Annotated in this window: 14 protein-coding genes; 4 read left to right on the plus strand and 10 right to left on the minus strand. The window is 69.7% G+C overall.

The features are described from left to right. Positions 1–570 carry an FMN reductase gene (gene msuE, locus J2W78_RS12150; protein ID WP_253370755.1) on the minus strand — a complete coding sequence of 190 codons (570 nt, stop codon included), beginning with the start codon at positions 568–570 and terminating at the stop codon, positions 1–3. A gap of 420 nt (positions 571–990) precedes the next feature. On the opposite strand from msuE, the gene J2W78_RS12155 reads away from it, so the two are divergent. Continuing rightward, a complete protein-coding gene (locus J2W78_RS12155) occupies positions 991–2,166 on the plus strand; it encodes an MFS transporter (protein ID WP_253370757.1) in 1,176 nt (391 codons plus the stop codon). A gap of 7 nt (positions 2,167–2,173) precedes the next feature. On the opposite strand, the gene J2W78_RS12160 is transcribed toward J2W78_RS12155, so the two are convergent. The 8 genes from J2W78_RS12160 to J2W78_RS12195 form a co-directional block, all read right to left on the minus strand. Further along, the gene (locus J2W78_RS12160) at positions 2,174–2,884 is read right to left on the minus strand and encodes a metal ABC transporter permease (RefSeq protein WP_253370760.1); all 711 of its coding nucleotides are present in this window, start codon (positions 2,882–2,884) and stop codon (positions 2,174–2,176) included. A gap of 127 nt (positions 2,885–3,011) precedes the next feature. Next, positions 3,012–3,812, minus strand: coding sequence for a twin-arginine translocase subunit TatC (gene tatC, locus J2W78_RS12165; protein ID WP_253370761.1), 801 nt, complete (start codon positions 3,810–3,812; stop codon positions 3,012–3,014). Further along, the gene (tatB, locus tag J2W78_RS12170) at positions 3,809–4,288 is read right to left on the minus strand and encodes a Sec-independent protein translocase protein TatB (RefSeq protein WP_253370763.1); all 480 of its coding nucleotides are present in this window, start codon (positions 4,286–4,288) and stop codon (positions 3,809–3,811) included. The genes tatC and tatB overlap by 4 nt, the downstream gene beginning before the upstream one ends. 132 nt (positions 4,289–4,420) lie before the next feature. After that, positions 4,421–4,708, minus strand: coding sequence for a twin-arginine translocase TatA/TatE family subunit (locus J2W78_RS12175; RefSeq protein WP_012254652.1), 288 nt, complete (start codon positions 4,706–4,708; stop codon positions 4,421–4,423). A 266-nt stretch (positions 4,709–4,974) separates the two neighbouring features. Then, entirely contained in the window at positions 4,975–6,003 is a 1,029-nt protein-coding gene (gene nagZ, locus J2W78_RS12180; protein WP_253370765.1) for a beta-N-acetylhexosaminidase, read from the minus strand. Between the two features lie 193 nt (positions 6,004–6,196). Next, a complete protein-coding gene (locus tag J2W78_RS12185) occupies positions 6,197–7,630 on the minus strand; it encodes an SPOR domain-containing protein (RefSeq protein WP_253370767.1) in 1,434 nt (477 codons plus the stop codon). Positions 7,631–7,659: 29 nt separating this feature from the next. After that, entirely contained in the window at positions 7,660–9,429 is a 1,770-nt protein-coding gene (gene argS / locus J2W78_RS12190) for an arginine--tRNA ligase (protein WP_253370768.1), read from the minus strand. A 91-nt stretch (positions 9,430–9,520) separates the two neighbouring features. Next, positions 9,521–9,982 carry an acyl-CoA thioesterase gene (locus tag J2W78_RS12195; RefSeq protein ID WP_253370770.1) on the minus strand — a complete coding sequence of 154 codons (462 nt, stop codon included), beginning with the start codon at positions 9,980–9,982 and terminating at the stop codon, positions 9,521–9,523. A gap of 145 nt (positions 9,983–10,127) precedes the next feature. Between J2W78_RS12195 and J2W78_RS12200 the strand changes: the two genes are divergently transcribed. Further along, complete coding sequence (locus tag J2W78_RS12200; RefSeq protein ID WP_253370772.1) at positions 10,128–10,661, plus strand: hypothetical protein; 534 nt, start codon at positions 10,128–10,130, stop codon at positions 10,659–10,661. A 27-nt stretch (positions 10,662–10,688) separates the two neighbouring features. Here J2W78_RS12200 and J2W78_RS12205 read toward each other — a convergent pair whose 3' ends face one another. Then, positions 10,689–11,936: a deoxyguanosinetriphosphate triphosphohydrolase gene (locus J2W78_RS12205; protein ID WP_253370774.1), complete on the minus strand. Its 1,248-nt coding sequence runs from the start codon at positions 11,934–11,936 to the stop codon at positions 10,689–10,691. A 132-nt stretch (positions 11,937–12,068) separates the two neighbouring features. Here J2W78_RS12205 and J2W78_RS12210 point away from each other — a divergent pair, with 132 nt between their 5' ends. Further along, on the plus strand, positions 12,069–12,395 hold the full coding sequence (locus J2W78_RS12210; protein WP_004447459.1) for a HesB/IscA family protein: 327 nt from the start codon (positions 12,069–12,071) through the stop codon (positions 12,393–12,395). A 298-nt stretch (positions 12,396–12,693) separates the two neighbouring features. Then, positions 12,694–14,592, plus strand: coding sequence for a hypothetical protein (locus J2W78_RS12215; protein WP_253370776.1), 1,899 nt, complete (start codon positions 12,694–12,696; stop codon positions 14,590–14,592). Positions 14,593–14,677: the final 85 nt, after the last annotated feature.

The raw sequence follows: 14,677 nt of genomic DNA on the forward strand, positions 1-14,677 counted from the left end.
TCAGCGTGCTGCGGCCGCCGCCAACGGCGCCGAGGCGGCCTGCGCGACGTCGAGGAGCCGGGCGAGTTCGGCGGCGGCCTGCGCCACGCGGGTTCGCACGATCTCGTCGGCGACCCGGCCCTCGACGATTTCGGTGTCGCCGGCATAGACCGCAGTCGGCGCGGTCTGTGCCGAGAAGAAGCCGAAGAGCGGGCGCAAGCTGTGCTCGACCACCAGCGCGTGGCGCGGCCCGCCACCGGTCGCGGTGAGCACCACCGGCTTTCCGATCAGCGCCTCGGGGGCGACGAAGTCGATCAGGTGCTTGAACAGCCCCGCATAGCTGCCCTTGTAGACCGGCGAGCCGATGATCAACGCGTCGGCCGTCTCGATCGCCTCGACGATCCGTGCCGCCGGCAGCGGCAGGGCCGAACGGCTTGCAACCGCGATGCCGGTGCCCGCATCGACGAGATCGTAGACCTTCAGGTCGATCGGGCGCTGGCGCGACAATTCGGCAGCGACCGCCTCGACGAGGGTGCGGGTGCGGGAGGGGCGGTGCGTGTTGCCGGAGAAGGCAACGATCCGTGCGGGCATCGCGAAAGATCCAAGGCAGGACCGCAGACAAGGAAGAACGGTGCCAGAACTCTCCGGACGGAGCGTTTCAGGCTTCGAATCTTCGAAAAGCTGCGGAGCGTTGTGGGGACGTTGTTGTCCTGAAATTTAGGGATCTGGGGTGGGGCAAATCAACGGATTGTTTTTGCGTTGTTTTTCCGGCCCGGAGGAAAGTTCTCTCGCAATTCACGTCGAGGCAGGGAGATTATTTTTGCACTCATCGACATTTAGCAGCGCATTGGAGGGCATGCTGTCCAAGCTGGGTCCGGGCCCTGTCGCGCGGCCGTTCTGATGTGAGCGCAGGGCTGCCTCCCGGTCACGCGCCTGTCGCGTCCGTCCGGGATGACCATGTTGCGGCGCTTGTATTGCAGCGCAACACGTGCGCCGCCCGGAGCATACTGCATGGTATCCCTGCCGATCCTCGCGCTCGCCGTCGCCTCCTTCGGCATCGGCACCACCGAGTTCGTCATCATGGGCCTCCTGCCGGAGATGGCGCGCGACTTCGATGTCTCGATTCCGCAGGCGGGCCACCTCGTGTCCGGCTACGCGCTCGGTGTGGTGATCGGCGCGCCGCTCGTGGCGATGGCGACCGCGCGCCTGCCGCGCAAAGCCGCCCTGCTGGCCTTGATGGCGGTGTTCACCCTCGGCAACCTCGCCTGCGCCCTGGCGCCGAGCTACGAATGGCTGATGGCCGCGCGGGTCGCCACCGCCTTCGCGCACGGCGCCTTCTTCGGCATCGGCGCCATCGTCGCGCGCAACCTCGTGCCGCGGGAGAAGCGCACGCAGGCCGTCTCGTTGATGTTCGCGGGGCTGACGCTCGCCAACGTTCTCGGCGTGCCCCTCGGAACGGCGCTCGGACAGGCGTTCGGCTGGCGCTCGACCTTCTGGGCGGTGGTCGGCATCGGGCTTGTGGCGGGAGCGGCCATCGCGTTCGCCCTGCCCGGTGGGATGCCCGGCACGCGGGGCGGCCTCGGACGGGAATTCCGGGCGCTCGGGCGCTGGCCGGTGCTGCGGCCGATGCTGGTCTCGACCCTGTCCTCGGTGAGCTTCTTCACCGTCTTCACCTATATCGCGCCGTTCCTGCTCACCGTCACGCATCTGACGCCCGGCGGCGTGACGGGGGCGCTGTTCGCGGCCGGTCTCGGCCTCACCGTCGGCAATCTCGCCGGCGGCTGGCTCGCCGACCGCGGCCTAATGCGCACGGTGCTCGGCAGCTTTGCCGGCCTCATCGCGGTGCTCGTCGTGTTCTCGCTGGTCGCGCCCTTTACCTGGCCGGCACTGGCGGTGCTGGTGCTGTGGAGCGGGCTCGCCTTCGCCCTGGTTTCACCGCTTCAGGTCTGGGTGTTGGAGGCGGCCAGCGACGCCCCGAACCTCGCCTCGACCTTGAACCAGGGGGCGTTCAATCTCGGCAACGCCATGGGCGCCTGGCTCGGCGGCACGGCGCTGACTTTGGGCGCGGGCTATGCGGAGCTGCCGGCCCTGGCCGCCCTCGTCTCGCTCCTCGGACTCGCCCTCGCCGCCACGGCGGCGGCGCGGCCCCTGTGGCCGTCCCTGGCGCCAAGCCAGGGACGGTCGTGACTCGGAATTACATCGGTGGGGTGAGGCCGTCCTTGCCGACGGCGACCAGCTTGCCTTCGAGCTTAGCCCCGTCCTTGGCCGCAACCACGAAGATCTTCGCGCCCGGCGTCAGGATCGACTTGTCGGCGGGGTCGAAGGCGACGATCGGCGCCTTGGGCGGCACCACGATCGTCTTCGAGCCGTCCTTGTCGTAGGTCACGGTGAGCGTGCGCTCGCCGCCGCTGCCGGAGCCGGCATTGCTGCTGGCCACGGTGGCGTTGGTCATCGAGCTCTTCACCTTCGGCGCGCCGCCCGCGCTGGCGCCCGCACCGGAGGCCTTCACGGTGCCGTTGGTCATGGAGCTCTTCACCACCGGCCCGCCACCGCCCGCCGTGTGGTCGGGGATCGCGTCCCAGCCGTAATGGCCCTCGGCCGTGCCGCGCATGGATTCGGGGAACAGCACCACTTCGAGCGCCGTCATCGGGTTCTCGCCCTTGGTGGCAGTGCCGATGAAGGTGCCTTCCTTGATCTGGTCGAGGCTCGACTTCACCACCCAGGCGAACTTGGCGCCACCGACCTGCACCGTCTCGGACGTGCCGTCGGTGGTCTTGATCGTGACCGTGCCGGCGTCGCTTTTCTCGATCGTGCCGCGCACCCGCTGAAGCTCCGCCGCCTGGGCCGCACCCGCCAGCGTGGTCAGGGCCGCGACCGCAAGGGCAGTCCGCATCGTCTGGAACATGAGACTCTCTCCGTTTGAGGTCGGAGAAGGGTGGCGCGGGGCGAGAGTCTTTCAAGATTGCGCGCAAAATGGTGATGCGCAATCTTGCTTATATTCTCCTCAGATGCCGGTTCCGGCAGGGGTTCGATCAGTCCTCAATCCCTTGCGCCCGGCGCCGGGCGGCGCGGATCTTCTCCATGCGCGCGACCGAGAATACCGAGGCCTCGTAGAGAAGCAGCATCGGGATCGCCAGCGAGAGCTGCGAGATCACGTCAGGCGGCGTCAGCACCGCGGCGGCGACGAACACCAGCACGATGGCGTAGCGCCGCTTCTCCCGCAGGAAGGCCGCGTCGATCACGCCGATCTGCCCCAGAAGCGTGAGGATCACCGGCATCTGGAACGCGAGCCCGAAGGCGAAGATCAGCGTCATGATCAGCGAGAGGTACTCGTCGACCTTCGGCAGGAGCTTGATCGTCGCCTCGCCCGGCTGCCCGATCTGCTGCAGCGAGACCGAGAACTGGATCAGGAGCGGCATCGCCAGGAAGAAGACGACCAGCGCGCCGAGGAGGAAGAAGATCGGCGTCGCGACGAGGTAGGGCAGGAAGGCCTGGCGCTCGTTGCGGTAGAGGCCCGGCGCGACGAAGGCGTAGACCTGCGTGGCGATGACGGGGAAGGCCAGGAAGCCCGCGCCGAACACGCTGAGTTTGATGTTGGTGAAGACTTGTTCGAGGAAGTGGGTCGCGATCAGCTCGGCGTTCTGCGGCCCCACGATCGAGACGTAGGGGTGCACCAGGATGTTGTAGATCTGCTTCGAGAAGAAGAAGCAGCCAAAGAACATCACGATGAACGCGATCAGCGACTTGATCAGTCGCGAGCGCAGTTCGATCAGGTGCTCCAGAAGGGGGGCCCGCGAGGCCTCGATCTCGGCCTCATCGCGCTCGTCGCTCATGGAGTCGGGCCTGTTTCGGGCTTGGTGCCGGGGGTGATGGGAGAGGTCTCGACGGGGGCAGCGGGTGCCGGCGCAGCGTGCATCTGTTCGGCCTGCTGGCCGGGCGTCGGCCGCGGCACGTCGAAGCGGCCGGCGTCCTTCACATCGGCATCTTTCGCGCCGGCTTCCTTGCTGCCGGAGCCGGGGCGGTTCTCGACCGCGCTGCGGATCTCGTTGCGGATCGTGTCCACGGGGTTGAAGGTCGGGCGCGCGGCGTCGACGGTGCGCTTGACGCCCTCGACGTCGCGGCGGACCTCTTCCAGCTCGGCTTCGCGGATCGCCTCGTTGAATTGCGACTGGAACTCGCCGGCCATCCGCCGGACCTTGGTGGTGATCTGACCCAGCGTGCGCAGGGCCTTCGGCAGATCCTTCGGCCCGATGACGATCAGGGCGACGCCGCCGATCAGCATCACCTCGCCCCAGCTCATGTCCAGCATTGCGTCGTCCGTCCCGCGGGGCCGCGCCTGTCGAGGACGGGCGAGCGGCCCGCGCTATCCTGCCCGGAGCCGATCTTCAACCGTGCCCGAAAGCCGTTGCAGCCCTTGCACGCCCCTTGTTGAGCCTGTCGGTCAGACGGCCTTGTGGTCGCCCGCCGGCACGTGCGGCTGGACATGCGGCGGCTGCGGGGCCGTACCCGGCGCGCCCTGGTGCGGCAGCGTGCGGACCGGATCGTTCGGGCCCACCGGGGGAACGCTCGTCGCCGTATTCGGCTGGGTCTCGTCGTCGGCCATGCCCTTCTTGAAGGCCTTGATGCCCTTAGCGACGTCGCCCATCAGCTCGGACACCTTGCCGCGGCCGAACAGCAGCATGACGACGACCGCCACGATGACCCAGTGCCAGACACTCATGCTGCCCATGGCAACCTCCTGCACCGCACCAACTCCGGCGGCGCCTCCACTTGAATTCGGGCGAACCTAGGGATCGCGTGGCGCGAACACAAGCAGTGCCCGGCGCACAGGCGGGCAAAGGCCGCGCAGGGCCTGCCCTTCTTTGTCGCATTCCGCCTCGTTGCCGGGCGTATCGCTGGACCATCGGGCGTGTAGAGCGCCCCGCGGCGCGAAAGCCAAGGCCGCGGGAGCGGCTGCCGGTGTCCGAGGCCGGAAAAGAGGCGGTGTGGTCGCTGTTATGCGATCGCCAAGGCCGCTTCGAAGCGGGCGCGGGCCTCCGCCACGTCGAGGGCGTCCGGAGGCGTGAGGCGGGCAAGTGCGGCCTCGGCCCGGCGGGCGCCCTCCCCTGCGAGATCGGACGCGCCCTCGGCGACGGCCCGCATCTCGTCCATGCGTCCGTTGCAATGGAGGACGACGTCGATGCCGGCACGGTAGGCGGCTTCCGCCCGCGCGCGGAACGGGCCCTGGAGCGCGTGCATCGACAGGTCGTCGGTCATCAGAAGGCCGTCGAAGCCGATCTCGCCGCGCACGATCTCGCGGATCACGCGCTCCGACAGGGTGGCGGGCTGCTCGGGATCGAGGGCCGTGAACACCACATGCGCGCTCATGGCGAGCGGCAGGTCGGCCAGCGCCCGGAACGGGCGGAAGTCGCTCGCGCCCAGGCTCACCCGGTCGGCCTCGACCACGGGCAGGTCGAGATGGCTGTCGCAGGTCGCCCTGCCGTGACCGGGAATGTGCTTGATGATCGGCAGCACGCCGCCCGCCATCAGCCCCTCGGCCACGGCGCGCCCGAGTGCGACCACCCTCTCCGGCGTGTCGCCGTAGGCCCGGTCGCCGATGATGTTGTCCGAGCCCGCGACGGGGACGTCGAGCATCGGCGCGCAATCGACGTTGATGCCGACCGACCCGAGGTCGTGCGCCATCAGCCGGGCGCCGAGCCGGGCGATGTCGGCGGCGTCATCGCCGAGGGCACCGAAGCGGCCGCCCGCGGGATATTTCGGCCAGTGCGGCGGGCCCATGCGCTGCACCCGCCCGCCCTCCTGATCGATCAGGATCGGCGCATCCACCCGCCCCACCGTCTCGCGCAAGGCGGCGGTCAGGGCGCGTACGTCGTCCGGCGTGCCGATGTTGCGCTTGAACAGGATGAAGCCCCAGGGCCGCAGATCGCGGAAGAAGGCGGCTTCCTCGGGCGTCAGCGCCGTGCCGGAACAGCCGAGGATGACGGCGCGGGGCGTGCTGGCGGAAGTCATGCTCGCGGAGGTCATGGAGCCGGCGTTCCTCGGACGGGGCGAAACGGGCGAAAGGGCTTGCCGAGCACGGCGTCGATCCCACTCACGCCCTCATCCTAAGATGCCCGCGTCAGCGGGCATCTTAGGATGAGGGGTCGGATAGGATGCGCGCAGTCGAGCCGGTTCCGGGGATTTGCCGAAACCGGCCGACAACAAGCGCAGTGTCAGCTCAGTTCTTGGCGACGAAGCACTGCCCGCCCGCACCCTGCAGCGCGCTGCACAGGCTGGAGGCTTCGTTCTTGGCGAGCGGCCCGACGCGGACGCGGAACAGGGTCTTACCGTTCACCTCGGCCTGCCGGATCAACTCGGGCTTGCCGGAGAGCTGGCTGTACTTGCCCTGCATTTCGCGGAAGGCGGCACGCGCTTCGCTCTCGCTGCCGCGCACGCCGAGCTGGACCGAGTAGCCGCTGACCGGCGCCGTGAGCGAGCCGGAGGCGGGAGACGGCTCGGAGGTGCTGGCGGTGGTCTCGGGCGAGACGGAGGCGACGCGCTGCGGCGCCTTCGGGCGCGCGGCGGGTGCCGCAGGTGTCTCAGACGGTGCCTCGGCGACGGGCGTGGTCGCCGGCACCGTGGCCAGGGTGCGCGACGCGGAACGGCGGGGCTCCGAGGCTGGCGTCGCGGTGTTCGCGGCGGAGGCGTCGGGCATCGTCATGGTCGGGATCGCCGAAGTCTGCGCCTGGGCGGTCTCGGCCGCGGGCGCAGGCGGCTGGTGGACCGGGGTGTCCGGCTTGACCGAGACGGTGCGTACCCGGCGCGGCTCGCCGAACGTGTCGGACAACGTGTTGCCGGGTGTCGCCCCGCCTTGCCCCGGTTCGCCGCCGTCGCTGCGGGCGGCCGCGGTGCGTGCGGCTTGGTTGACGTCGAGCGGCTGCTCTTCGCGATTGACGATCTTGATCTGACCGTCCTTGGCGTTGCGGTCGTAGATCTGCTTGTTCTGGTCGGGAATCTCGACGCCGTCGGTCGCTGCCGGCTGCACCTTCAGCGGGGTCTTGTCGGCGAGCACGGTGATCGGGCCGCCGCTGCCGCCGCCATGGGTGCCGCGCCACGCCAGGGCACCGCCGACGCAGACAGCGACCACGGCGAGGCTGGCACCGACCTGGACGAGGCGGTTGCGGGCGCGCGGACGCTCCGCTGACCGTGTCCGGTAAGTCTCGTCGGCCTCGGCGAAGGCCGCCGGATCGGTCGTGCCGTCGGCGTACATGCCCTGTTCGACGGAGGCGAGATACTGGTCGAAGGCGTCCGCCGGGCTCTGGGACTGGCCGGGGGTCTGAGTCTGCGCGTCGGCATGCGCCTGGCTGTGCGCTTGATTCCTGGCCGGGTCGTGGGCGGGCTCGTCCACGAAGGTCGGCTCGACGCGGGCCGGACGGCCCGTCTCCGATCCGCGCGTCACGGGAGCCGCCTCCTGGGCGGCGCCCTTCTCCCGCGCTTCCAGCAGGGCGCGGAAGGGATCGTCCTGCCCGACGATGCGGGCAAGCTCGGCGAGCGGGTCGCCCTTGGGGGCGGCCTGCGGAGCCTTGCCCCGGATCGCCTCCTGCGACGTCTGACGCAGCTCGCGCTCGAAGGCATCGAAGTCGACCGTCGCGCGCGAAGCGTGTCCCGTCATGGCCTCATCCTCTCAACAGCCGTCCTCGGTCACCGCATCTCATCGGGTGCGGAGACGCCCAAAACCGCGAGGCCGGAGGCAAGAACGCCGCCCAAGGCCTCCACGAGGGCCAAGCGGGCCCGGGTGGACTTTCTGTCGGTTGGATTAACAATCCGTAATTGCGGCAAGTCTTTGCCCTTGTTCCAGAAACTATGCAGCGAACTCGCCGTTTCATAGAGATAGAACGCAATTCGGTGCGGTTCATGCGCCGCTGCCGCTGATTCGAGCACCCGCGGATACTGTGCAATCAGGCGCATCATCTCGATCTCGCCGGGATCAGTGAGCACCGACAGGTCCGCATCGGCGAGCAGCGCCGCGGGCGAAAAGTCCTCGCCGGGCATCGCCTCGCGGGCCTGGCGCAGCACCGAGAAGCGCCGGGCGTGGCCGTACTGCACGTAGAAGACCGGGTTATCCTTGGACTGCTCCACCACCTTGGCGAGGTCGAAATCCAGCGTCGCGTCGTTCTTGCGGTAGAGCATCATGAAGCGGATCGCGTCGCGGCCGACCTCGTCGATGACGTCGCGCAGCGTCACGAACTCGCCGGCCCGCTTCGACATCTTCACCGGCTCACCTGCGCGCAAGAGCCGCACGAGTTGGCAGAGCTTGACGTCGAGCCGGGCCTGCCCGTCGCTGACCGCCTTCACCGCCGCCTGCATCCGCTTGACGTAGCCGCCATGGTCGGCGCCGAGCACGTCGATGAGCTCGTTGGCGCCGCGCAGCCACTTGTCGCGGTGGTAGGCGATGTCGGAGGCGAAGTAGGTGAAGGAGCCGTCGGACTTCAGCAGCGCCCGGTCCACGTCGTCGCCGAACTGGGATGAGCGGAACAGGGTCTGCTCCCGGTCCTCCCAATCGTCGGGCAACTGGCCCTTGGGCGGCGGCAGATGTCCCTCGTAGACGAGGCCCTTCTGCCGCAGCGCGGCGAGCAGCTCCGCAACCTTGTTGCCCCCTTGGCCGCCGTTCTCGCCCTGAAGCGTGGCTTCCGAGAAGAACACGTCGTGGCGGATGCCGATCGCCGCGAGATCCTCGCGGATCATCGCCATCATCGCGTCGATGGCGAAGCGGCGCACCTGCGGCAGCCATTCGTGCTCGGGCCGGTCGAGGAGCGCCCGGCCATGCGTCTCCGCCAGTTGCGCGCCCACCGGCTTGAGGTAGTCGCCGGGATAGAGCCCCTCGGGGATCGTGATCGTCTCGCCCAGCGCCTCGCGGTAGCGCAGGTAGGCGGAGCGGGCGAGCACATCGACCTGCGCGCCGGCATCGTTGATGTAGTACTCGCGCGTCACCGGCCGGCCGGCGGCGGCCAGCAGGTTGGCGAGCGCGTCGCCGAACACCGCGCCCCGCCCGTGGCCGACATGCATCGGCCCGGTGGGGTTGGCCGAGACATACTCGATGTTGACCGGGCCGCCCGGCATGTGTCCGCGCCCGAACCCCTCGCCCTCGCGAAGCGCCGCACGGATCACATCCTGAAAAACCTCCGGCGCGAGCCGCAGGTTGATGAAGCCGGGCCCTGCCACGCTCGCCTCGACGATGCGGGGATCGGTGCGCAGTTCTTCAGCCAGCGCCTCGCCGAGCGCCTTCGGGTTCTGCTTGGCCTCCTTCGCCAGCACCAGGGCGGCGTTGGTGGCGAGATCCCCGTGCGAGGCGTCGCGCGGCGGCTCGACCACGACGCGCGACAGGTCGAGCCCCTCGGGCAGCCGGCCGGAGCGGGTGAGGGATTCGAGCGCCTCGCGCACGCGCGTCTCGAAGAGGGCGAAGATGTTCATGAGGCTCAGGTGTTCGTCGTTGCCGCGAGCCGGCCCACCCGCGCGTCGGGCGGCCGGCGTCGGGGCGGCATAGCAATGGTGGGCGGGAGTGTCACGGCGCCTCCTCCGGGCCGACCGCGAGTTCCGCCAGCACCGCCCGCAGCCGCTCCGGCAGCGGCACCGGTCGGCGCGTCTCCCGGTCGACATAGACGTGGACGAAGTGCCCCTGCGCGGCCGCCTCCACGTCGTCCTCGCGAAAGATCGCGATCTCGTAGCGTACGCTGCTGCGGCCGAGATGGGCCACCCGCACGCCGGCGGTGATCCGGTCGGGGAAGGCGACCGGAGCGAAGTAGCGGCAGCCCGTCTCCACCACGAGGCCGATGACGGGGGAACGGGCGATGTCGAGGGCGCCCACCTCCACCAGGATCCCGTTCACCGCCGTGTCGAAGAAGGCGTAGTAGACGACATTGTTGACGTGCCCGTAGACGTCGTTGTCACCCCAGCGCGTCGTCAGCGGCACGAGGCGGGAATAGGCGGCGCGGGTGTCGCGCGCGGTGGTGCGGTCGGTGCTCAATCGGTCCTCTCCCATATCTGGCCCCTGCTTGGCCCCCTGCTGCCTTTCGTGCGGGGACAGGGCGCTCTCTCGGTAGAATGCACCGTTGCACGCAGGGCGCGAACGGCGGCGTTGTCGGAGCAAGATCCTGCATGGAGACCGCCCGATGAAGTCCTTCGCCCTCGCCGCTACCGCTCTCGCCGCCTTGGCCTTCGCTCCCGCAACCGTCGAGGCCCGCGAGTTCGGCGGCCATGGCGGCTATGTCGGCGGCGGTCGCCATCATGGCGGCTACGGTCATCACGGTTATGGCGCCCGCTTCGGTCACGCCGGCCGCTTCGGTGGTTATCGCGGCGGGTTCGCCGGCCATCGCGGCGGCTTCGGGCATCGCGGCTTCGGCTATGGTGGTGGTTACACCTATCGCAGCCACGCTGCGCGCGGTCTCTACGGCCGCGGCTACGGCTACGGACGGGGCGCCGGCCTCGGCCTTGCGGGGGCCGGGATCGGTCTGGCCGGTGCCGGGCTCGGGCTGGGCCTCGGGCTCGCCGGGGGCGCGCTGGGCGGCGGCTGGGGTGGTTACGGCTACGGCGCGCCCGCCTACGGCTACGCGGCACCGGCCTATGGCTACGGCTACGCGCCCGTCACCACCGGTTACGCGCCGGTCTACAACACCGGCTACGGCGCGGGCTGCGTCTGCGAATGAGATCGTGAGCCTTCCGCTGGCGGCGCCTCACGGCTCGGTCAGCGGCAGGCCGCGGCTCGGCGGGCTCCAGTGCAGGTTGGGCGTCGCGGCAAACAGCCGGCCGTGCTCCAGCACCGCGTAGGTGTCGGTCATGCCGGCGATGTAGTCTGCGATGCGCCGGGCGAGGCGGGCCTCGCTGGCATTCCCCAGACCTTCCGACCATTCGGCCGGCATCCGTGCGGGGTCGGCACGGAAGGCCGAGAACAGGTCGTCGACGATGGTCGCGGCCTTGGCCCGCACCGCCATCACTTCCGGGTGGCGGTACATCCGCGCGAACAGGAAGCGCTTGATGTCCGCGTCCGCCGTGGCGATGGCGGGCGAGAAGGCGATGACCGGCTCGTGCGCGGCCCGGATGTCGCCGACACTTCCCGGTGCCAGCGCGGCGATGCGCGCCTCGCCCTCGCGGATCACGTCCTCGACGAAGCGCGTGATGACGCGCCGCGCCAGCTCATGGATCTTTCGCGACGGCTCCAGGCCGGGATGCAGTGTGTCGATCTCGTCAAGCAGCCCGGCCAGGAACGGTACGGCCGCGAGGTCGGAAAGATCGAACAGCCCGGCCCGCAGGCCGTCATCGAGGTCGTGGGCGTCGTAGGCGATGTCGTCGGCGAGCGCCGCGCCCTGCGCCTCCGGCCCGGCGAAGCGCGACAGTTCGAGGTCGTTGGCCGAATTGTATTCCAGCACGGCCGCCGGGATGCCGTCGGCGGCGTAGCGCGGGATCGGCGCACCGGAGGCGTCGAGGAGCGGGCCGTTATGCTTGACCAGCCCCTCCAGCGTCTCCCAGGTCAGGTTGAGCCCGTCGAAGCCGGCATAGCGCCGCTCCAGCCGGGTAACGATGCGCAACGCCTGGGCGTTGTGGTCGAAGCCGCCGTAATCGGCCATGCAGGCGTGCAGCGCGTCCTCGCCGGTATGCCCGAAACAGGTGTGGCCGAGGTCGTGGCTCAGCGCCAGCGCCTCGGCGAGATCCTCGTCGAGGCCGAGCGCGCGGGCGAGCGCCCGGGCGATCTGGCTCACCTCCAGGCTGTGGGTGAGCCGCGTGCGGTAATGGTCACCCTCGTGATGCACGAAGACCTGCGTCTTGTGCTTCAGCCGCCGGAAGGCGGTGGAGTGGATGATCCGGTCGCGGTCGCGCTGGAAGTCGCTGCGGGTGGGCGAGAACGCCTCGGGGATCAGCCGCCCGCGGGTCGCCGCCGGATCGGTGGCGTAGGGCGCCCGCCAGCGCTCGCCGTTCTGCCGCACCTGCTCAACCCTTCCTTCCGCAGCCGCGTTGCGGCCGGCCGTTGCACCCCATATCTTGGGTAAGGGGGAGCCCGCGACAATCGCGGGCCCTCACCTTCACGACACCGGTTCGAGAAACGGGGCCGCGCCACGATGGCCGACATCAACCTCACCGCCCGCGCCGCCAAGCGGATCAACGAGATCATGGGTGCCGAGCCCCCCGGTTCGTCGCTGCGCATCAGCGTGAACGGCGGCGGCTGCTCGGGCTTCTCCTATGCCTTCGACATCACCAGCGCCCGCGAGGGCGACGACGTGGTGATCGAGCGCGACGGCGCCACCGTGCTCGTCGATCCGGTTTCGCTCGAATATATGGGCGGCGCGACCATCGACTTCGTGAACGACCTGATCGGCCAGTCGTTCAAGATCGAGAACCCGCTCGCCACCGCCTCCTGCGGCTGCGGCACCTCCTTCGCGATCTGAGGACGCGATCCGAGGATCGCGGGCGGGGCGATCGCCATTCTGGCCTCAGGCGCCGGTGACCGCCTCCGCCGACAGTCTCGACTCTTTGGGCTGTCGCTCCGCTCGACGCTTTCCGGGGCTCAAGCCCCGAAAAGCCCGCTCCGCGCGACGCTGTTCGCGCCCTGGGCCCGCGCAAGCGGCGTCGAGTGACTGTCCTGCCGTGGCACCGGCGCAATTGCCACGCCTGTGGAAAACCGGCAGGGATGGAAGTCTCACGGCCCTTTTCCGATCTCCCGCCAGCCTGCGATCCGATCCAGCCATGACGTCATCGACGCGCCGTCCCGTCTTCATGCGGGCACTGCTCGCCTCGGCTTGCGCGGTCGCGCTGCTGACAGGGCCTGCGCCCTCGGCGCCGGCTGTGGCACAGGAGGCGGCGTCCGCGGTCCAGGATCTTGTGCTCGACAACGTGAGCCTCGCCTTCGGCGACACGCTCGTCACCGCGCCGAAGGTCACGGTGAGCGGCACGCGCCTCTCCCGCGACGACCTGCTCGCGATCTTCAAGGCCGACGCGAAAGACGCGAAGGATCCGGTCAAGGATCTCTGGCCGGCTCGGCTTCAGCGCCTCGATGCCGGCAGCCTCACCATGCCGGAGCTGCGCGTCGAGCGCCGCGACGGCGACCGGCGGCAGGTCGTCACCTACCGCGACGTGGCCGCGCGCACGATCCGGGCGGGGCGCATCAGCGAACTGACGGCGGCCGGCGCGACGCTCTCCGTCGAGGGCGCGCCGCAGGCGGGCAGCGGCAGCTACGGCCGCATCCGCGCCGAGGAGGTCGATCTCACCGCCCTGGCACGCCTCTACAGCGAGGCCGGCGACGCGAGCAGCCCGCTCCAGCGCCTCTACGTGGCACTCGCCGTCGAAAGCATCGCCTTCATCGACGAGCGCGGCACCACGGTGTCGATCGCCCGTCTGACCGGCCGCGACCTCGCCGGACGCCAGACGCCAGCGACCTGGCGCGGCGCCGTGGAGGCCTTGGGCGATGGCGGGCTGGCCGAGGACGACCGGGCCAAGCGCGCCCGCTCGGCCGGCCTGCTCGCGGATCTCGCCGAATCGGTCTCGGTCGGCAGCCTGGAGGCGACGGACCTGACCGTGAAGGAGGTGAAGGGCGATGATCCGCTCTCCTTCAGCATCGGCCGCATGAGCTATGCCGGCGGAGCTGAGGCCGGCATCACGCTTGCCGAGATCGGCTTCGGGGCCAAGGAGGCGCAGGGCAAGATCGCCCGCCTCTCCCTCACTGGCTTCTCCCTGGAGCCGACCATCGCCGCCCTTCGCCGTCTCGCGAAGGCACCGCTCCCCGCCGGTACCGATCTCGGGAAGGGGGCGGCTCCGGCGCCGGACCTGCAGGAGGCGGAGTTGCGCCGCCTGACGCCGGTCATCGGCACGCTGACCCTGTCCGATCTCGGGCTCGATCTCGCGCAGGTGGCGGTCGTGCCCCCGGCCGCCTCGGGTGATCCGCTCAAGGCGCCGAATCGGGTTCCGCTCCCGCCGCTCCATATCGGCCTGCGCGGCGCCAGCATGAGCTTCGGGCCGCCCAAGGATGGCGTGCCGACCGAGACCCGCTTCACCCTGAGCGGCCTCACCATGCCGACTTCCGCCGTCGAGGGCGTTCCCGGTCTCGGCTCGCTGGGGCTCTACGGCTACCGCGACCTCGATCTCGACGCCACGGCCGACACCGCCTGGAGCGAGGACAAGCGCGAGCTGAGCTTCAAGGCGCTGTCGCTCTCCGGCAAGGATATGGGCCGGCTGCATCTCAACGCCACGCTGGGCGGCATCGGCCCCGAGGTGTTCGATCCCGATGCTGCGGTCTCGGGCTTTGCCATGCTCTCGGCCACCGCCAAGGCGCTGGACCTGACGCTGGAGAATGGCGGCCTGTTTGAGCGCTTCATCGACGCCCAGGCGAAGGTGCTGAGCCTCAAGCCCGACGAACTGCGCAAGGAATACGTCACGGCGAGCGTGATCGGCGTGCCGGTGATCCTCGGCAACTCGGCCGCCGCCAAGGCGATCGGCGCGGCGATGGGCAAGTTCGTGGCCAAGCCCGGCACCCTCTCGATCAGCGCCAAGGCGAAGAGCGGCGAGGGCCTCGGCATGGTCGATGTCAGCACCGCCCCGACCCCGGCGGCGGTCCTCGACAAGCTCGAGGTGAACGCCAAGGCCGAGTAGTCTTCTCGGCCCGCGTTACGCCTCGGCGAGGGCCATGCTCTCGCTCGGAGCCGCCTGGGCGACTTCGAACATCACAGACGACGGT

This window comes from Methylorubrum extorquens (assembly GCF_024169925.1).
Classification (GTDB): Bacteria; Pseudomonadota; Alphaproteobacteria; order Rhizobiales; family Beijerinckiaceae; genus Methylobacterium; species Methylobacterium extorquens_A.